Source organism: Amycolatopsis sp. NPDC005961, assembly GCF_040629235.1.
GTDB classification, from domain to species: Bacteria; Actinomycetota; Actinomycetes; order Mycobacteriales; family Pseudonocardiaceae; genus Amycolatopsis; species Amycolatopsis camponoti.
This window is the reverse complement of sequence record NZ_JBEXVF010000021.1, coordinates 82280-100095: the sequence shown is the minus strand read 5'-3', so window position 1 is coordinate 100095 and position 17816 is coordinate 82280. Positions and strand designations below refer to the sequence as shown.

The window sequence follows — 17816 nt, the reverse complement described above, 5'->3', positions numbered from 1 at the left end:
GAACCCGCGGTCAGGCGATCGTCTCCCCCGCCACCGGTGGGCACGTCAGCAGCCGGTGCGGGGACGGCTCCCCCGTCCCCGGCTCGACCAGCGACGCCAGCAGCCGCACCGCCGCCCGGCCCAGCGCCCGCCGGGGCACCTCGAACCCGCTGATCACCGGGCCCGCCGTCCCGGCGGGCGGCCGGCCCAGGACCGCCAGCGAAACGTCGCCCGGCACCGAGACGCCGGCCTCACCGAGGGACCGCCAGGTCGCCTCGAACACCGCGCCCGTGTCGGTCTCCTCCACGACGAGCGCCGTCACGCCGTCGTCGAGCCACCGCGCGATCGCCGTCGCGTCGAGATCCGGGCCTGACGTGCGGGTCACCGCGACCGCCATCCCCGCGTCGGCCGCCGCCGCGCGCACCCCGCGTTCGCGATCGCCCGACGACGGCGCGTCGTCCGGCTCGCGCAGATACCGCACGCGCGTGTGGCCCGCCCGCGCCAGCCTCGTGATCACCTCGGCCGAGGCGGACACGTAGTCCGCGCCCACGTGCGGGATGCGGCCGCCCAGCTCGGTGCGACGTCCGATGTGGACGATCGGGAACCCCGCCGCCAGCAGGTCGGCGATCGCGTCGACCGGGACGTGCCGGCCGAGGAACAGGCAGCCGTCGGCCAGCCGGGTCCGGCGGATCCGGTCCGGTGCCGCACTCGACGCGGTGAACATGATCAGGTCCTTGCCGAGCGCCGCCGCCTCCGCCTCGACGCCCGCCAGGATCGGGTAGTACGCGTCGGCGATGTCGGGGAAAGCCGGCGTGAACGTGTACACGCCCAGCAGGTTGTTGCCCGCGGACGCCAGCCGCGAGGACACCGGATCGGGCAGGTACCCCAGCCGTTCGGCGGCCTCCAGCACCCGCAGCCGCGTCCGTTCCGAGAGCCGGACCCCGGTGCGGTTGCCGCCCAGCACCACCGACACCGTCGCCTGCGAAACCCCGGCCACGCGGGCGATGTCGGCCTGCCGGACCTTGCCCATCGCCACCTCGCCCGGAGTCAGCCGATCCGATTCAGGGTGCGGCCGGCCGAAGGGGCCGTCAACCGTTTTGCCCGAAACTCCAGTAAACCTGTCCCGACCGTACTAATACGTATTACTCCATTGACCCCGCCTTCGGACGCGTGCCACCGTCGCCGGACACGAGACCTCGAAGGAGCGGTCATGACCCTCACCCGACGCGGCCTGCTGGCCGGCGCCGCCGCGCTCGGCGCGGGCGCGATGATCCCGGCCGTGGCCACCGCCGCGCCCGCCGGCTTCCCGGACTACCGCTACCAGCGGCTCGCTCTCGTCAAGAGCAAGCTGCGCTACAACCCGACCGGCGAGCTGATCTTCCCCTGCGTCCGCGGCACCAAGGGCCGCATCCCGGACGCCCTCGGCGCGTACTACCTCTACTACGCGCCGCACGACGCGCCGGGCGGGATCTGCCTGGCCTACGCGAACTCCCTCGACGAGGAGTTCACCGAGTACGCGGGCAACCCGATCATCAAGAACTCCTGGCCCGGCGAGTACTCCGTCAGCCACGTCTCGTCGCCGCACGCCCTCTGGAACGACGACGCCGGCCGGATCTTCCTGTACTTCCACGGCGAGAACACCGTCACGCGCCTGGCCAGCTCCGCCGACGGCATCCACTTCACCTACGAGAAGGAAGTGCTGTCGACGCGGCTCCAGCCCGCCGGCACCACCGAGACGTCCTACGCGCGCGTCTTCCGCCAGGACCTGCCCTCGCAGAACGCCCGGTACGTCATGGTCTTCATGCTCAACAACACCACGAACCACCGCGACATCGGCTGGGGCTGGTCACCCGACGCGCTGAACTGGACGTTCTCCCAGACGCCGCTCGTGCGCCACACCGACGTCGGCGCCAACGACATCGGCGGCCCGCACCTGCTCTACCGCAACAACAGCACGTACGTCGTCTACAACACCGACATCGCGCACGGCGGGAAGCTGATGATCACCGAGGTCGGCAACGACTTCTCGAAGCGGAACCACCTCGGGACGTTCCACACCCCGCTCGCCGGCGCCCCGGACAACGGCCGGTCCGCGGCCCCGAGCTTCGGCACGTACCAGGGCCGCGAGTACATGATCTACGAGGCCGGTGAGCGGCTGGCCGGGAACATCGCCATCGCCCGCGCGGTCTGACTGTGCCGTCAGTTCCCGATCCGACGGCAGCCACAGCGGAAACAGTTGCCTCGTGCGGATCGGCGGCGGACCGTGTCCGCCTGCTTTCGGTCGGATCGGGAACCGGGGTGGCAGGATGCGGCCATGCGCTCCCTGCCCCTCGACGGCGTCACGGTCGTGTCCTGCGAACAGGCGGTCGCCGCGCCGCTGGCCACCCGGCACCTGGCCGATCTCGGGGCCCGGGTGCTCAAGATCGAACGGCCCGGCAGCGGCGACTTCGCCCGAGCGTACGACGAGACCGTCCACGGCCAGTCCAGCCACTTCGTCTGGCTGAACCGGTCCAAGGAGAGCGTCGCGCTCGACCTCAAGAGCGCGGCCGCGGGCCCGGTCATGACGGCGTTGCTCGACCGGGCCGACGTGTTCGTGCAGAACTTCGCGCCCGGCGTCGCGGAGCGGCTCGGTCTCGGCGCCGCCGCCCTGCGCGCCACGCGGCCGCGGCTGATCACGTGCTCGGTGTCGGGCTACGGCTCGAGCGGCCCCTACCGCGACGCGAAGGCGTACGACCTGCTGATCCAGTCCGAAGCCGGGCTGGTGTCGGTGACCGGCTCCGAGACCGAGCCGGCCAAGAGCGGTATCCCGGCCGCGGACATCGGGGCCGGGATGTACGCGTTCTCCGGCATCCTCTCCGCGCTCTACGACCGCGAACGCACCGGGCACGGCACCGAGCTGGAGGTCAGCCTGTTCGACTCGCTGGTCGAGTGGATGGGGTTCCCGCTGTACTACGCCGGCTACGGCGGAACACCCCCGCCGCGGACCGGCACGAGCCACCCGGCGATCGCGCCCTACGGCACGTTCTCCGCGGGTGACGGGACCGAGCTGGTGCTGGCGGTGCAGAACGAGCGCGAGTGGGCGGCGTTCTGCGAGCACGCCGTCGAACGCCCGGAGTGGGTCACCGACGAGCGGTTCGCGACCGGCAGCGCCCGCGTCGCTCATCGCGCGGCCCTGGAGGGGGAGATCGACGCGATCTTCGCGCGGTTGACCGGCACCGAGCTGGAGGCCCGGCTGCGTCAGGGCCGGATCGCGCACGCACGCCGCCGCGAGCTGCCCGACGTCCTGACGCACCCCCAGCTGACGGCGCGCGACCGCTTCGCGGACGTCCGGACGCCGGGCGGGCCGATCCGGGCCACGCTGCCGCCGATCACGGTCCCCGGCCGCGCGCCGCGGATGGACCCGGTGCCGGCGCTCGGCGAGCACACCGACGCGGTGCTGGCGGAGTTCGGCTTCGACCCGGCGGCGGTGCGAGGCGCCGGTTAGTGGCACGCGTCGAGTGCTGGAAGCAGCTCTCGACGTCGCGGACTCGAGCCGGCGGTTTCAGTCCCCCAGGATCCGCCGGGCGCGGGCGAGCACCGGCCGGTCCACCATCCGGCCGTCCACAGTGGACGCCGACGCCCCCGCCGTGAGGACCCGGCGGGCCCACTCCCGCTCGGCCTCCGTCGGCGCGAAGCCGGTCCGGACCGGCGCGATCTGGCGCGGGTGGACGCACAGCTTGCCGCCGAAGCCCATGCGGCGCGCGTAGCGGACGTCGGCCTCGAGGGCTTCGTCGTCGCGTAGGTCGGTGGTGACGCCGTCCACCGGCGGCGCCAGCCCGGCGGCCGCGGACGCGATCACCAGCCGCGAACGCGCGTAGGCGAATGGCTCCGGGTCTTCGGGCGCGACGCCGAGCTCCGCGGCCAGGTCGACGCTGCCGAACGCCAGCCGCCTCACCGACGGGACCGAGGCCAGATCCCCGGCGCGTTCGACGCCTCGCGCCGTTTCGACGAGGGCGACGACCTCGCGGAACCCGGCGAGCACCCCGGGCGTCTCGGCCTTCGGGACCACCACCGGGATCCCGCGGGCGGTGACGAGGGCGGCGTCGGCGTCGAACCAGGGCGTGCCCGGCGCGTTGATCCGGACCATCGCTTCGTGGTCCCGGAGCCAGGTCCCGACGTGGGCGCGCGCGGTGTCCTTGTCCGCCGGGGCGACGGCGTCCTCCAGATCGAGGATCACGACGTCCGCGCCACTCGCCGCGGCCTTGCCGAAGCGGTCGGGACGGTCGCCGGGCACGAACAGGAACGTCGTCGCGGGCACGGCCCCCAGCGTAATGCTCTGCGGGTATCACAGCGAGCGGAAAGGGTCTTGGACGCGGCGTCGCCGAGCGCCGAGAGTCGGAGGGGAACCACCACGACCACGAAAGGTCCCACGATGAAGGTCTTCCTGACGGGCGGCTCCGGGTACGTCGGCCGCCCGACGGTCCGGGCGCTCCGGCGGCACGGTCACGAGGTGAGCGCCCTGGCGCGCAGCGACGCTTCGGCACGGGTGCTCACCGAGCTGGGCGCGACCCCGGTGCCCGGCGACCTGACCGCCACCGACGTCCTGCGCGCCGCCGCCGCGGCCGCCGACGGCGTGATCCACCTCGGCCAGCACTACGGCGACGACACGGCGGAGGTCGACCTCGCGGCGGCGGAGGCACTGCAGTCCGGTCTCGGCGACCGCGGGCCGTACGTGCACACGGGCGGGGTCTGGGTGTACGGCGACACGGCGGGCGTCGTGGACGAGGACGCCCCGCAGAACCCACCGGCGATCACGGCGTGGCGCCGGGCCAACGAAGAGCGCGTCCTGTCCCACGGCGGGCACCCGGTGCTGGTGATGCCCGGCCTGGTCTACGGTCCGGGCGGCGGGCTCATCGAGACGTTCTTCGCGGCGCCGGTCCCCCTGATCGGCGACGGCGCCAACCACTGGGCGCTGGTCCACGTCGAGGACATCGCCGAGCTGTACGCGCTGGCCTTGCGGGCGCCGGCGAAGTCGGTGTACGCGGGGGTGAGCGGGCAGAACGTGCCGCTCGCGGACATCGTCGCGGTGCTCGCGGCCGGAGGTCCGATCGCTCGCCTGACGCTCGCCGAGGCGGTGGAGCGGATGGGCCCGATCGCGGAGGCGTTCGCGCTGGACCAGCAGGTGACGCCGGCCCGCGCCCGACGCGAGCTGGGCTGGGAGCCCCGGCACCTGGACGCGCTGACGGAGCTGCGCGGGTAAGGGACCGGGAGGCGCCGAAGCACGCGATCACCCGATGCGGCGGCGGTCCCCTCAGGACGAACGTGGGGTTCCTCAGCGGACGAGGTGAGGAACGACCATGCGAGGCGACTGGATCCACGACTGGGTGCGGGTGGAGATGGAGTACCGGGCGGGGCCGCCCCCGGCGGCCCGCCGGCCGCGCGAGCACCGCCCGGCAGCACGCCATTGGGCGGCGCTGTGGGCGAGCTTGTTCACCGGCCACCGCGCCGAAGCGAGGCACGGCGGCTCCGCGGCAGGCTGCTGACGCCAAGGGCTCCGGTCGGCCGCGCCGCGGGGTGGGGCATGGCGGCGAGCGCAAGCCGCCCAGGGGACTGCACCGCGGCCTCGGCGACCGACTGCCGCGGGCTGGGCGGGGCGGGGCTGGGAGCAGTCGACGGCTGGGCACGGTCGACGTTGCCGCGCCCAGCGGCGCCGCCGGGTGGCGCATCGCGGCGGGTGCCACCCGGCCCGGCCCGGCAAGATCAGGTCGGCTGCAACCCCAGACATCGGCCGGTCGCCCACCCGCACCCCGCGCCTGCCGGCTCGGCCCGCCCCACCCGCCAAGCCACCCGGCCTCAGAGGTCCAGCAACCCCCGGCGCGCCCGCTCCAGGTGGTCGCGCATCTCCGCTTCCGCACTCGCCGGGTTCCCCGACGCGACCGCCTCCAGCAACCGCCGGTGCTCCACCGCCAGCTCGGCCGGATCCGGGTACGATCCCCGCAGCCGGGCCAGGCACAGCTGCATCTCCTCCTGCAGCGGCGGGTAGATCCGGCTCAGCCGCACGCTCCCCGCCGCATCCACCAGCGCCAGGTGGAACGCCGTGTGCGCCTCCACCCGCGCACTCCAGCCCGCCCCCGGCGGCAGCGCCTCCAGTGCCGACAACGCCGTCGACACCCCGTCCAGCGGACGCCCCTGCCCGACGATCAGCCGCACCGCCGTCAGCTCCAGGGGCAGCCGGACCGTGAACAGGTCCCGGACATCGGACGATGTCAGCACCGGCACCCGCAGCGACCGGCCCTCCGACCGCTCCACCAGGTGCCGCGCGACCAGCTCCTGCAACGCCGACCGCACCGTCGGCCGAGCCACGCCGAACGTCGTCGCCAGGCCCTGCTCCGTCAGCGCCGTCCCCGGGGCGAGGACTCCGCTGAGGATCTGGTGGCGCACCTCCGCCACCAGGGCGTCGCGCGTGTTCGTCGTCTGCAGCACCATCAGGACGCGTGCACCCGCTCCACCGTCGCGACCAGGTCGTCGAGTCCGGGCAGCACGGCGTCGGCGATCGACGGGTCGTGCGCCTCCGCGTGCCGGTTGACCCAGACCCGGCGGATGTCCAGCTCCCGCGCCGGCACCATGTCGTGGAAGTGGCTCTGGGCGATGTGGACCCAGTTCTCCCGCGTGGCCTCGAACGACGCGGCGAAACGCGAGAAGTGCGCGTGCCCGGGCTTGTACGAACCGACGTCCTCGGCGGTCACGATCGCGTCGATCGGCACGACGAGCCGACGCTGGGTCTCGCCGATGAGGTCGCGGTCGCAGTTCGTCAGCAGCGCGAGCCGCCAGCCGGCTTCGCGCAGCGCCGTCAGCGCCGGCCGGACGTCGGGGAACACCGGCCAGTACGGCAGCCCGGTCCCGAGCACGGACGCGTCGTCGGGCACCAGCTCGACGCCCGCTTCGGCCGCGGTCCGCCGCAGCGACTCCGCCAGCACCTCCCGGTAGCGCCGCACCGGCTGCTCGGCCTGCACCCGCGGTTCGATCCGGTTGTAGACCTCCAGCAGCTCCGCGCCCCGGCCGGGGAACAGCAGCTCGATCCCGGTCGCGATGCCGTGCCGCCAGTCCACCAGCGTGCCGAAACAGTCGAACGTAGCCCAGCGAGTCATACGGTCAGTCTGATATACGGTTATACCGAACGCAACAGTTCCGCGAACTCGAAGACGAGCGGCGACCGCCGGGCCGCGACCCACGCGACGCACACCTCGTTCGGCGGCAGGTCCTCGACCGGCACGTGGGCGACGTCCGGACGCGTGTAGTACGCCGACGTCGACAGCGGGATCACCGCGATCCCCCGCCCGGCGGCCACGTGCTCCAGCTTCTCCTCGACGCTGCGGAACTCCTGCCACCGCGACGCGGTCCCGTCCCGCAGCTCGACCGCGACGTCACGCCACTCCGGCACGGCGTCGGGGTCGTTGAGCAGGTGCTCGTCGGCGAGGTCCCCGACGAGCACCGACTCCTTGCCGGCCAGCCGGTGGTCCGCCCGCAGGACCGCCACCCGCGGCTCGCCGAACAGCGGCCGCACGCTCAGCCCGCGCCGATCCACCGGCAGGCGGACGACGCTGACGTCGGCGCGGCCGTCGTGGAGGACCTCGGTCTGGTCGGCCCACGTCGTGCGGAGCAGCTCGACCGTGACGTCCGGGTGGCGCGAACAGAACGAGCCGACCGCGTCGGTGACCGTGATCCCCGGCATGAACGCCACGGTGAACGTCCCGCGGTCGGCCGTGGCGACCCGCCGACGCAGCGCCGACGCCGAGGCCAGCAGCGGACGCGCGTCCTCCAGCAGCTGACGGCCGGCCTCGGTCAGCGACGTGGACCGCTTGTCCCGCACGAACAGCTGCGCGCGCAGCTCACCCTCGAGGGCGCGGATCTGCCGCGAGAGCACCGGCTGCGCGATGTGCAGCCGCGCGGCGGCGCGCCCGAAGTGCAGCTCTTCGGCGACCGCGACGAAGTACCGCAGCTTGCGCAGATCGACGTCCACTCCGACCTCCCTGAGACCTCCAGGGTATTACGCGCGCGCCGAGGAACGCGGTCGGTGCCGGGTTCACCTCGTGCCGGTGCCACCGGGAAGCGTCATCGGTCCGCGGCGAGAACCTCAGCCGGCGAACCGGCCCACCGCCACGAACGCCGCCAGCACCAGCAGCACGACGTTCATCGGCAGCGCCTTGGTTTCCTTGCGCCGCGCGTGCACGACGATCGCACCGATCTGGACCACCGCCAGCCCGGTCGCGGCCAGCGGGGTGAGCACCGGCGCGATGTCCAGCGCCCAGGGCAGGATCAGCCCGATCGCGCCGAGGATCTCGACCGCGCCGATGCCCTTCACCGCCGCGTCGGAGAAGTCCGCCGTCCAGCCCATGTTCGGGTTTTCGAGCAGCTTCTCGCGCGGCGTCGCGAGCTTCATGCCGCCGGCAGCCAGGTACAGCGCGGCGAGCAGACCCGCCACGACCCACAGGACGACGTTCAAGGGTGACCTCCGGTCCGAAGAAAGTGATTGAACACTACATCAGTTTCCGGAGGTTACCCCTCAACTTGGCTGGACCGTGACCGACTGCCCCGGCCGCAGGGAAAGCACGCGGCGCCACCCGCCCGCGCGCACCTCCGTCCGGGTCCCGCCGACGCTCCGGACCACCGCCCGCGTCACCTTCCCGTCGCGCCAGGACAGGTCGACCTCGAACCCACCGCGGGCGCCGATCCCGGTCACCCGGCCCGACCGGGCCCACGCCGAGGGCAGCGCCGGCAGCAGCTCCAGCACGCCGGGCCGCGAGTACACGAGCATCTCCGCCATCGCCGCCGGCGCGCCGAGGTTCGCGTCGATCTGGAAGATCGTGTAGCTGCCCTGGCTGTACATGTCGAAGAAGTTCGGCGCGGTCCCGTTGCCGTTGGCGACCGACGGCCGCAGCACCGTGAGCAGCAGCTGGTACGCCTTCTCGGCGTCCTTGAGCCGCGCCCAGCACGCCGAGCGCCACGCGCACGCCCAGCCGTAGCTGTCCATCCCGCGCGCGACCAGCAGCGCGCGCACGCCGTCGAGCAGCTCCGGCGACGCGGTGTCGGCGGCGATCCGGTCGCCCGGGAAGAAGCCGATCAGCGGGGACAGGTGCCGGTGCGTCGTCTCGCCGAGGTTGTCCGGCGACATCCACTCCTCGAGCCAGCCGGTCGTGGGGCTCACCCTCGGCAGGTAGAGCTTCCGCTGCAGCCCGGCGATCCGGTCGCCGTACGCGCGGTCGCGCCCCAGGACCGCGACGGCTTCGCGGTAGTGCTCGAACAGGTCCCAGACGATCTCCTGCGAGTAGGTGTTGCCGAGGGTGTCCTGCGGGCCGTGCTCGGGCGACCAGTCGTGATCGTCGACGAGCACCTCGCGGCCGTCGACGGTCATGGTGACCAGCCGCGACTCCCAGAACTCGGCCGCCCCCTTGAGCAGCGGGTAGATCCGCGCGAGGTACGCCTTGTCCTGGGTGAACGCGTAGTGGTCCCACAGCGAGTTGCACAGCCACGCGTTGCCGGCGGGGTGCCACCACCAGCCGGAGCCGCCGTAGATGTTGGTCGAGAACGCGATCGCCCAGCCGCCGATCTTGCCGCTGGTGTTCCGGAACCTGTTGCGAGGGTCGTTGAACAGGCGTTTCGTGCTGTCCGTCCACACGGGAAGCTGCGCGAGGCAGTAGTCGGCCAGTGCAGTGAAGCTCCCGGGCAGCGCCGCGCGGTCGGCCAGCCAGTAGTTCATCTGGACGTTGATGTCGGTGTGGTAGTCGCTCATCCAGTCCGGTGTGTTGGTGTTCTGCCACAGCCCTTGCAGGCCCATCGGCAGCCCGTCGCGCGAGCCGGTGATCGTCAGGTACCGGCCGAACTGCAGGTAGCTCGCCTCCAGCTCCGGGTCGGGCTTGGCCGCGTCGTCGTGGCGGGCCAGCAACCGCGACCACGTGTCCAGCGCCCGCTTCGCCGGCGGCGACTGGCCCAGGTCGACGGTCATCCGGTCGTAGAGCCGCCGGTAGTCCGCGACGTGCGTACCCAGCAGCGCCCCTCTCCCGGCGCGCAAAGCCTTCGACGCCTTCTCCTTCGCCAGCGCCAGGGGGTCGAGCGACGCATCGAGGAACTTCCGGGCCGCGTCGGGCACGTAGTTCGTGCCCCCGCTGAGCACGATGACGACCTCGCGGCTCCCGGTGAAGGTCACCCCACCGGCCGCGGTGCACGCGTACTTCAGGCCGTTGGCGAAGGTGCCGGTGAACGCCGCCGGACCCGACATCGGCTCGCCGCGGGTCGGCTCCAGCGAGACCGACCCGGTCACGGGCCCGCCGCTGAGCCGGACCACCACGACGTCGTCGGGGTGGCTCACGAAGTACTCGCGGCGGTACCGCACGCCCTCGTGCCGGTAGGTGATCACGACGACGCCGTTGCTCAGGTCGAGCGTGCGGCGGTAGCCGGTCACGCCGGTGTGCGCCGGCACGGAGATCCGCACCTTGGCCAGCAACCCGAGCGTGCCGAACTTCTCGCGCTCGTAGGGGAACTGGCCGTCGTCTTCGAGGACGTCGTTGGCGCCACCGGTCCACAGTGACGCGTCGGCGAGGTAGAGGAAGTCGGCGGCCGGATCACCGCCGACGAGCGCACCGATCCGACCATTTCCGATCGGCAGGCCCTGCTCGATGATCTTGTCCTCGACCGCGGGCGCCGGGTACCAGAGGGTCGTCGCCTGACCGTCGGGCACGAGGTCGACGCCCGTCGGGCGCGTGACGTCGGCGTTTGCCGTGAAAGGAGGGATGCCACTCAGGGCGGCTCCGGCACCGACCGCGCCACCGAGCTTGAGGAAGGTGCGGCGAGAGGGAGGGTTCGACATGTCGGATCCGTTCGGCGTTGAGGCGGGGACCGGCGTGCAGCCCGCCAAACATATGACCTATCCGGATCCGGGGTCAAGATTCTTCGTAATTAATCCGAAAACATACGACCCGTCAGCGCGCCCGGTAGCGCAGCACACCCGCGTCCGCCTGCTCCGCCAGGTACTGCCGGAAGGTGATCGTGCCGTCGAGGTGCTCCGGCGCGAGGTGACCGCCGCCGGCGTAGGCGCGAAACGTCTCGCCCGGCACGCTCACCGGCACGATCCGCCGTCGCCGTCCGCTCGCCTCCGCGACCGCCTGCGCCAGCTCGGCCGCGGCGAGGATCTCCGGTCCGCCGAAGTCCGGGGCCCGCCCGGCCGGGTCGCCCAGGGCGAGGTCCGCGAGCCGCTCCGCGACGTCCCGGACGTCCACCGGCTGGAACGACAGCCGCGGCACGGGCAGCACCGGCAGCCGGGACGCGCCGGCGAACAGCGTGCGGACGAGCGCGTGGAACTGCGTCGCCCGCTGGATCGTGTGCGGCAGCCCGGAGGCCGCGATGAACTCCTCGGTCTCGAGCTTGCTGCGGTAGTAGCCGAGCGGGACGCGGTCGACGCCGACGATCGAGACGTAGACCAGGTGCGGACCCCCGGCCCAGCGCGCCGCCTCGGCGAGCGTGCGCGCGAAGTCCGTCTCGCGGCCGAAGAAGTCGGTGGCGCAGTGGACGACCACGTCGACGCCGGCCAGCGCGCTGTCGATGCCGCGCCCGGTCCGCAGGTCGCCGGGGACGACGCCGGGCGCGGGCCGCCGGCTCAGCACGCGGACCTCCTCCCCCGCCGCGCGCAGCCGTTCGACGACCGGCCTGCCGAGCTGTCCGGTACCGCCGGTGACCAGGATCCGCACGTCGACCACCTCCGGCGTCATCCTGGCACGGCGGCGCCCGCCGGGAAACGGTTTCCCGGCGGGCACCCGTGTGCCTGTCTAGTTGCGGATGATGGTGAACGTGCTGGTCGTGTTGCGGATGTCCTGGTCGTTGTCGCTCAGCGTCAGCCCGGTGAACGTCGCCGAGCCGACGGCCGGGCCCTGACCCGGTTCCGGCAGCTCGTTGGCCCAGATCCCGATCCCCGACTTGGCGTCGAACTGGTCACCGCTGCGGTGTGCACCGGTGATCGACACGTTCGTCAGCACCGTGTCCTGGACCGGGTTCTCCGGCGTGGTGCCGTCGTACTTGGTCTGGAACATGATGCCGCTGTAGGTCGGGCTCTGGATGTCCACATCGGACACCCGGATGCCGCGGAACTCCTTGGACGCGGAGAACAACCAGATCGCCGGGAACGTCTGCTGGCCCCAGAAGTGGCCGCCGTCCCGGACGAGCGAGGCGTTCTGGACCGTCGTCGGCTGCGGCCCGAACCCGAGGAACGGGTAGCCGAAGTCGAGCGAGCTGATCGTGATCGCCGAGTACGTCAGCGTGTCCGCGATGTAGAGGTTCCGGAAGGTGTTGTTGTACCCGCCGTACACCGCCAGCCCGGCCGCGCGCCACGGGGTGAGCGAAGTCAGGTTCTCGAACACGTTGTCGTACTGGTTGCCCTGGTTGATGTCCGTGGCGGCGAACAGCGCGAAACTGTCGTCGCCGGTGGATCGGGCCTCGATGTTGGTGACGTGGTTGCCGGTGCTCCCGTTCGTGAGGTTGACGCCGTCGGCGAAGGTGTCGCGGATCCGGGAGTTCTTGATCGTGGTGTTGTCCACGTTCGTGCCCCAGACCATCACCACCTGGTGCTCGACCCAGATGTTGTCGATCGTCAGGTTGGCGACGTTGGTCAGGTTGAACACCTTGCCGGGGCCGTCGATGCGCGAGGTGTAGTTCCCGAACACCGCGAACCCGCTGAACGTCGACCCGTTCGCGCTCGCCTGCACGTCGATGCCGATGTCGGTGTTCTCCTGACCCGACGGCGCGGAGAACTTCGTGAACCACGGCCCGGCGCCGGTGACCGTGACGGCCTTGCCGTAGACGTTGAGCTTGCTCGACAGGGCGTAGTTCCCGGCCGGCAGGTAGACGCCGGTGAGCGTCGTGTCCTGGCGGACCTTGTCGAGGGCGCTCTGCACGTCCTGCTGCGTGAAGCCGGCGGGCACGGCGAAGTGCGCCGGGTCCGGGTTGGCGGTCGCGGTGGCCTGCTCGAAGTTCACGAAGTCGATCGCGTAGTTCGTGCTGTTGGCCGCGTCCTTCTGCAGCTTGATCTTGTGCCCGGCGGGCACGGTCGTGCCAAGCATCGCGCTGGCCTCGTCGTAGATGTGGCGCGGCCCGGCGCCCGGCGAGTTGCCCGGACCGGTTTCGGCGCCGTAGAGCCACGCGTAGTGCGAGGTCAGGTCGATGGCCTTGAGGAACGTGCCGTCGACGTAGACGTTCAGCGTCGAGTTCTGCCCGCCGCCGCCCGCGGAGTCCGGGATGGAGAACCGGGTGACGAGGGTGTTGGTCGACGCGCGGGTCGTGAACTCCACCGACGAGCCGGTCGAGTTCAGCGTCACGGCCTTGCGACCCGACGCCTCGCCCGCGAGGTCGCCGATCGTGCGGTTCGGGCCGACGACGGACGCGCCGCCTGCGACGACGCCGTCCTCGGCCTCGTACATGTCGTAGGGCATGTTCGCGCCCCGGCCGACGAACAGGGCCTGCGTGCTGGTGTTGTTGGCCTGCTTCACCGGCAGCTCGTTGGCGTCATTCGCGACGACCGTCTTGACGCTGTACCGGCCGTTGGCGGCGGTCCAGGTGCCGACGGTCACCGGCGAAGCGGTGGCTCCGGCGGCGATGGCCCCGGTGTAGCTACCGGTCAGCGTCTTGACGACGGTGCCGTTCTGGTCGGCGATCGTCACCGTGACGCCGTGGGCGCCGCCCGCCGAAGCCACCGTGCCCTGGTTGCGCAGGGTGGTGGTGAACGTGACGGTGTTGCCCGCGGACGGGTTGGTTGGCGACCACGCCGTGGCCGCGACGAGGTCGGAGCTCTGCACCGGGCTGACGACCAGCGCCGTCGAGCCGGTGTAGGAGTTGTTGGCCTCGTTCTGTTCGATGACGGCGTTGGCCTCGTCGACCTTCGCGGTCAGCTGGTAGCTGCCCGCGTCCCGGGTGCCGATGTTCGCGGACACCGTCGCCGACGCGCCGGCGGCGAGCGCGCCGACGTCCGCGGTGCCGACCTTGGTCGTGCCCAGGTAGAGGTTCACGTTCGTCGCGCCCGAAGCGGCCGTCCCGGCGTTGCGGACGGTCGCCGACGCCGTGATCGCGTCGGTCTCGACGGGGTTCTGCGGTGACCAGGACACCCCCGAGATCGTCAGGTCCGGGTTCGGCGCGGGGACGCCGAAGACCTGGAACTCCGCGGCCTGCCCGCCGCCGGCGCCGGAGTTGGCGGTGACGCGCAGGCGGACGTCGGCGGCGCGGCCGCTCAGCGGGATCGTCACGGTGTTGCCGGTGGACGGGCTGAAGCTGTAGGTCTGCGCGGCGGACAGCGTGGTGAACGCGGTCCCGCTCTGCTCACGGCCCTCGACGGCGATCGTCTGGGTCCGCGGACCCCACGACGCGTCGGGGTTGAGCTTCACGACGACCTGGTTCAGGTCGGCGTTGGAGCCCAAGGCGACGGTCAGGAGGTTCGGGTAGGTCCCGCCGCCGCCCTCCCAGTACGTGCTGGTCGAGTTGTCGTTGGCGTTGGCCGCGACGAACGTGAACTCCGTCGAGGACGCCGTGATCGGCTTGCCCACCGCGAGGTTCGTCCCGGCTTGGGTGCCGTTGCGCGTCACGGTGGCGCTGTTCGCGGACTGGTTGCCCGCCGCATCCTTCGCACGGACGTAGTAGGCGACGGTCGCGCTGTCGGGCTGGTTGTCGGTGTAGGTGAGGACGGTTCCGGCGACGCTGCCGCGGAGCTGGCCGTTGGCGTAGACGTCGTAGCCCGCGACCCCGGTGTTGTCGGTCGAGGCCGCCCAGGTGAGCCGGATCTGGCCGCTCGCGGGCTGGGTGTAGGCGAGGTTGCCGGGCGCGGACGGCGGCTGCGTGTCACCGCCGGCCGGGCCGTGCACCTCGAACTCCGACAGCTGCGCGGCGGGCCAGCCGGTGTTGCCCGTGACGTTCACCCGGACATAACGGGTGCTGCCGGTGACGTCCACGGTGACGGTGTTCCCGGTCGCCGGGTCGAACCGGTAGCCGGCCGAGGCCTTGAGGTCGCTGAAGCTCGTGCCGTTCGTGCTGCCTTGAACGCTGAAGGTCTCGGTGCGGGCCTCCCAGTTCGAGGGCAGCTTGAGCACCAGCTGGGCGACGTTCGTGGCCGCGCCGAGGTCGGCCTGGACCCACTGCGGGAACTGGTTGTTCGCGCTCTCCCAGTAGGTGGCCTGGTTGCCGTCGCCGACGTTCGACACGGGGTAGCCGGCGAGCTGGCTGCTGGCGGTGTAGGTCGCGGCGGCGGCTTGGGCGGCGGCTTGAACCACCTGCGCGGAGGTGCCGGCCGGGGCGGCGCTCGCGGCGACGGCGGGGGTGGCCAGGAGGAGGGACAGGGCGGCGTAGGTCGCCGCGCGCGACAGAAGTCGCTTCGTACTCATGGGTTTCCTCGGATCCGGGGAGGAGGGGAGACGCGTCGGGACGGCACAACCGGGGAACGGGACGGGCGCGGGACCCGGTCCGGGGGCGCACGCGGGCAGCACGGGACAGCCGTCATGGGCACCTCTTCGTCGAGGGGCGGGGCGGAATCTTCCTGACGTCTGCCGCGATTTCTCGCGCTGTTGTCAGGTTCTTGCACTGATTCGTTCAAGAGTTACCGTGACGGGGGTCTCAAGTCAACGCCCGAACGCCAAAAAGGCCTCCTCGCGGGGGATGCGAGGAGGCCTGGGCGGAACGAGGGTCAGCGCACGGCGCCCAACCGGATCGCGTGGGTGCCGGGAGCGTTGACCGGCTCGCCGCAGTGGGCGCACACGGTGGCCGGCTCCAGCACCTCGCCGCAGGCGTGGCGCCACAGCGTGGGCGGTTCGCCCTGGTGGACGTACTTGTCGCCCCAGGCCATCAGGCCGAGCAGGAGCGGCTGCAGCGCGCGGCCCGCTTCGGTCGGGTAGTACTCGTGACGCGGCGGGTGGGCCTCGTACTGGACTTTCTCGAGCACGCCCGCGTCGACGAGCTTGCGCAGCCGCGCGGCCAGGATGTCGCGGCTCGCGCCGGTGTTCTCGGCGATCTGGTTGAAGCGCCGCTCCCCCAGCATGATCTCCCGCAGCGCGAGCAGGCTCCAGCGCTCGCCGACGACCTCGAGCGCCTCGGCGACCGAGCATTCGCGACCACGCCGGACCATGCCACCTCCATGGGGTTGAAAATCCAACCTAGCACGTCAACCTCCTGTGACGTGCCGAACAGGTCAGTTGTGGTATCCAACTCACCCGGCGTATACCGAACGTATCCCCGATCTGCGAGGAGGCAGACGCCATGACGGACGCGGTGATCGTCGACGCGGTACGGACCCCGATCGGCAAGGGCAAGCCGAACGGCACACTGGCCGGGGTGCACCCGGTCGACCTGCACGCCCACGCGCTCCGCTCGCTCGTCGAGCGCACCGGCGTCGACCCGGCCCGGATCGACGACGTGATCAGCGGCGCCGTCGGCCAGATCGGCGAGCAGAGCATGAACACCGCCCGCTGGGCCGCGCTGGCCGCGGGCCTGCCGGAGTCGGTGCCGGCGGTGACCGTGGACCGGCAGTGCGGCAGCAGCCAGCAGGCCGTCCACTTCGCCGCGCAGGGCGTCATCGCCGGCGCGTACGACCTGGTGATCGCCTCCGGCGTCGAGTCGATGAGCCGGGTGCCGATGGGCAGCCAGGTGGCCGGGCGCGACCCGTTCGGGACGCAGGTCGCCGCGCGCTACCCGGACGGCCTCGTCCCGCAGGGCATCAGCGCGGAGCTGATCGCCGCGAAGTGGGGCTTCAGCCGGGCTCAGCTCGACGAGTTCTCCGCGGAAAGCCACCAGCGGGCCGCGAAGGCGTGGGCGGACGGGAAGTTCGCCGGCGAGGTCGCGCCGCTCAAGGCGCCCGGTCCGGACGGCGTGCTCGCCGACGTCACGACCGACGAGACGGTCCGGCCGGGCACGACGCCGGAGATCCTCGCCGGGCTGAAGCCCGCCTTCCGCGCCGACGTCTGGGAGCAGCGGTTCCCGGACCTCGGCTGGCACGTGACCGCGGGCAACTCCTCGCCGATCAACGACGGCGCCGCCGCGCTGATGATCACCAGCTCCGAGACGGCCAAGGCGCTCGGACTGCGGCCGCGGGCCCGGATCCACAGCTTCGCCGTCGTCGGCGACGACCCGCTGTACATGCTGACCGGCGTCATCCCGGCGACCCGCAAGGTCCTCGCCCGGGCCGGGCTTTCGGTGGGCGACATCGACGCCTTCGAGGTCAACGAGGCGTTCGCGAGCGTCGTGCTCGCCTGGCAGGCCGAGATCGGCGCCGACCTGGCGAAGGTCAACGTCAACGGCGGCGCGATCGCGCTCGGGCACCCGCTCGGCGGCAGCGGCGCCCGCCTGGCGACGACGTTGCTCTCGGTGCTGGAGCAGACCGGCGGCCGCTACGGCCTGCAGACGATGTGCGAGGCGGGCGGCCTCGCCAACGCGACCATCGTCGAACGCCTGGACTGACGCCTGAGGTACTCCCGCAGCGCCGCCACGGCTCCCCCGGGATCCGTGGCGGCGACCGGGAAGACCTCGTCGTAGCCGAGGGCCAGCAGTTCCGCGCGGGTGCCCCCGATCCGGCCGCCGAGCACCACGGGCACCCCGGCCAAGTCGGGATCGGCACGCACGTCGCGGAGCACGTCCACGCCCGAGGCGCCGTGCGTGGTGGACAGCACCACGCAGTCCGGCCGCTCGCGACGGCACGCCCCGAGCACGTCGGCCGCCACGCGCACGGTGTGCCCCTCGCGTCGCAGGACCACCTGCAACGCGACCAGGCTCCACGCGGCCGCGTCCAATCCGGACAGCACGATCTTCACACCGGGCAGATCCGCGAACCCGCCCGGAAATAC

16 protein-coding genes are annotated in these 17816 nt (G+C 72.1%); 5 read left to right on the top strand and 11 right to left on the bottom strand.

Features of this window, described 5'->3' with window-relative positions; translation table 11 throughout:
* Nucleotides 1–10: 10 nt before the first annotated feature.
* Nucleotides 11–1009, bottom strand: coding sequence for a LacI family DNA-binding transcriptional regulator (locus ABZ342_RS20855; RefSeq protein WP_360475349.1), 999 nt, complete (start codon nt 1007–1009; stop codon nt 11–13).
* A gap of 180 nt (nt 1010–1189) precedes the next feature.
* Between ABZ342_RS20855 and ABZ342_RS20850 the strand changes: the two genes are divergently transcribed.
* A complete protein-coding gene (locus ABZ342_RS20850; protein ID WP_360475346.1) occupies nt 1190–2170 on the top strand; it encodes a hypothetical protein in 981 nt (326 codons plus the stop codon).
* Nucleotides 2171–2293: 123 nt separating this feature from the next.
* Nucleotides 2294–3463 (top strand): CaiB/BaiF CoA-transferase family protein, encoded by a 1170-nt coding sequence (locus ABZ342_RS20845; protein ID WP_360475343.1) that lies wholly within the window; start codon nt 2294–2296, stop codon nt 3461–3463.
* Nucleotides 3464–3520: 57 nt separating this feature from the next.
* Here the strand turns inward: ABZ342_RS20845 and ABZ342_RS20840 are convergent, their stop codons facing one another.
* Nucleotides 3521–4276, bottom strand: a complete 756-nt coding sequence (locus tag ABZ342_RS20840) for a CoA ester lyase (RefSeq protein WP_360475340.1) — start codon at nt 4274–4276, stop codon at nt 3521–3523.
* Nucleotides 4277–4390: 114 nt separating this feature from the next.
* Between ABZ342_RS20840 and ABZ342_RS20835 the strand changes: the two genes are divergently transcribed.
* Both ABZ342_RS20835 and ABZ342_RS20830 read left to right on the top strand, forming a co-directional pair.
* Complete coding sequence (locus ABZ342_RS20835) at nt 4391–5218, top strand: NAD-dependent epimerase/dehydratase family protein (protein ID WP_360475337.1); 828 nt, start codon at nt 4391–4393, stop codon at nt 5216–5218.
* Nucleotides 5219–5315: 97 nt separating this feature from the next.
* Nucleotides 5316–5501: a hypothetical protein gene (locus ABZ342_RS20830; protein WP_360475334.1), complete on the top strand. Its 186-nt coding sequence runs from the start codon at nt 5316–5318 to the stop codon at nt 5499–5501.
* A 310-nt stretch (nt 5502–5811) separates the two neighbouring features.
* On the opposite strand, the gene ABZ342_RS20825 is transcribed toward ABZ342_RS20830, so the two are convergent.
* From ABZ342_RS20825 to ABZ342_RS20790, 8 genes are all read right to left on the bottom strand, one after another.
* Complete coding sequence (locus ABZ342_RS20825; RefSeq protein ID WP_360475331.1) at nt 5812–6444, bottom strand: GntR family transcriptional regulator; 633 nt, start codon at nt 6442–6444, stop codon at nt 5812–5814.
* Nucleotides 6444–7106, bottom strand: a complete 663-nt coding sequence (locus tag ABZ342_RS20820; protein WP_360475328.1) for an HAD family hydrolase — start codon at nt 7104–7106, stop codon at nt 6444–6446. The genes ABZ342_RS20825 and ABZ342_RS20820 overlap by 1 nt, the downstream gene beginning before the upstream one ends.
* 20 nt (nt 7107–7126) lie before the next feature.
* Nucleotides 7127–7978 carry a LysR substrate-binding domain-containing protein gene (locus ABZ342_RS20815; protein WP_360475325.1) on the bottom strand — a complete coding sequence of 284 codons (852 nt, stop codon included), beginning with the start codon at nt 7976–7978 and terminating at the stop codon, nt 7127–7129.
* A 114-nt stretch (nt 7979–8092) separates the two neighbouring features.
* Entirely contained in the window at nt 8093–8461 is a 369-nt protein-coding gene (locus ABZ342_RS20810) for a DoxX family protein (protein ID WP_360475322.1), read from the bottom strand.
* A 60-nt stretch (nt 8462–8521) separates the two neighbouring features.
* Entirely contained in the window at nt 8522–10822 is a 2301-nt protein-coding gene (locus tag ABZ342_RS20805) for a glycoside hydrolase N-terminal domain-containing protein (RefSeq protein ID WP_360475319.1), read from the bottom strand.
* Between the two features lie 112 nt (nt 10823–10934).
* A complete protein-coding gene (locus ABZ342_RS20800; RefSeq protein ID WP_360475316.1) occupies nt 10935–11720 on the bottom strand; it encodes an NAD(P)H-binding protein in 786 nt (261 codons plus the stop codon).
* Between the two features lie 57 nt (nt 11721–11777).
* The gene (locus ABZ342_RS20795; RefSeq protein WP_360475313.1) at nt 11778–15368 is read right to left on the bottom strand and encodes a discoidin domain-containing protein; all 3591 of its coding nucleotides are present in this window, start codon (nt 15366–15368) and stop codon (nt 11778–11780) included.
* A gap of 299 nt (nt 15369–15667) precedes the next feature.
* On the bottom strand, nt 15668–16105 hold the full coding sequence (locus ABZ342_RS20790; protein ID WP_155543948.1) for a helix-turn-helix domain-containing protein: 438 nt from the start codon (nt 16103–16105) through the stop codon (nt 15668–15670).
* Between the two features lie 131 nt (nt 16106–16236).
* Between ABZ342_RS20790 and ABZ342_RS20785 the strand changes: the two genes are divergently transcribed.
* On the top strand, nt 16237–17433 hold the full coding sequence (locus tag ABZ342_RS20785; RefSeq protein ID WP_360475309.1) for a thiolase family protein: 1197 nt from the start codon (nt 16237–16239) through the stop codon (nt 17431–17433).
* Here the strand turns inward: ABZ342_RS20785 and ABZ342_RS20780 are convergent.
* Nucleotides 17364–17783: a methylmalonyl-CoA mutase gene (locus ABZ342_RS20780; RefSeq protein ID WP_360475306.1), complete on the bottom strand. Its 420-nt coding sequence runs from the start codon at nt 17781–17783 to the stop codon at nt 17364–17366. The two genes, ABZ342_RS20785 and ABZ342_RS20780, sit on opposite strands and share 70 nt — an antisense overlap.
* Nucleotides 17784–17816: the final 33 nt, after the last annotated feature.

Bases quoted from the DNA above. Each gene is read 5' to 3' on its own strand.
- ABZ342_RS20855 (WP_360475349.1), bottom strand. From the start codon at position 1,009: ATGGGCAAGGTCCGGCAGGCCGACATCGCCCGCGTGGCCGGGGTTTCG.
- ABZ342_RS20850 (WP_360475346.1), top strand. From the start codon at position 1,190: ATGACCCTCACCCGACGCGGCCTGCTGGCCGGCGCCGCCGCGCTCGGC.
- ABZ342_RS20845 (WP_360475343.1), top strand. From the start codon at position 2,294: ATGCGCTCCCTGCCCCTCGACGGCGTCACGGTCGTGTCCTGCGAACAG.
- ABZ342_RS20835 (WP_360475337.1), top strand. From the start codon at position 4,391: ATGAAGGTCTTCCTGACGGGCGGCTCCGGGTACGTCGGCCGCCCGACG.
- ABZ342_RS20830 (WP_360475334.1), top strand. From the start codon at position 5,316: ATGCGAGGCGACTGGATCCACGACTGGGTGCGGGTGGAGATGGAGTAC.
- ABZ342_RS20825 (WP_360475331.1), bottom strand. From the start codon at position 6,444: ATGGTGCTGCAGACGACGAACACGCGCGACGCCCTGGTGGCGGAGGTG.
- ABZ342_RS20820 (WP_360475328.1), bottom strand. From the start codon at position 7,106: ATGACTCGCTGGGCTACGTTCGACTGTTTCGGCACGCTGGTGGACTGG.
- ABZ342_RS20805 (WP_360475319.1), bottom strand. From the start codon at position 10,822: ATGTCGAACCCTCCCTCTCGCCGCACCTTCCTCAAGCTCGGTGGCGCG.
- ABZ342_RS20800 (WP_360475316.1), bottom strand. From the start codon at position 11,720: ATGACGCCGGAGGTGGTCGACGTGCGGATCCTGGTCACCGGCGGTACC.
- ABZ342_RS20795 (WP_360475313.1), bottom strand. From the start codon at position 15,368: ATGAGTACGAAGCGACTTCTGTCGCGCGCGGCGACCTACGCCGCCCTG.
- ABZ342_RS20790 (WP_155543948.1), bottom strand. From the start codon at position 16,105: ATGGTCCGGCGTGGTCGCGAATGCTCGGTCGCCGAGGCGCTCGAGGTC.
- ABZ342_RS20785 (WP_360475309.1), top strand. From the start codon at position 16,237: ATGACGGACGCGGTGATCGTCGACGCGGTACGGACCCCGATCGGCAAG.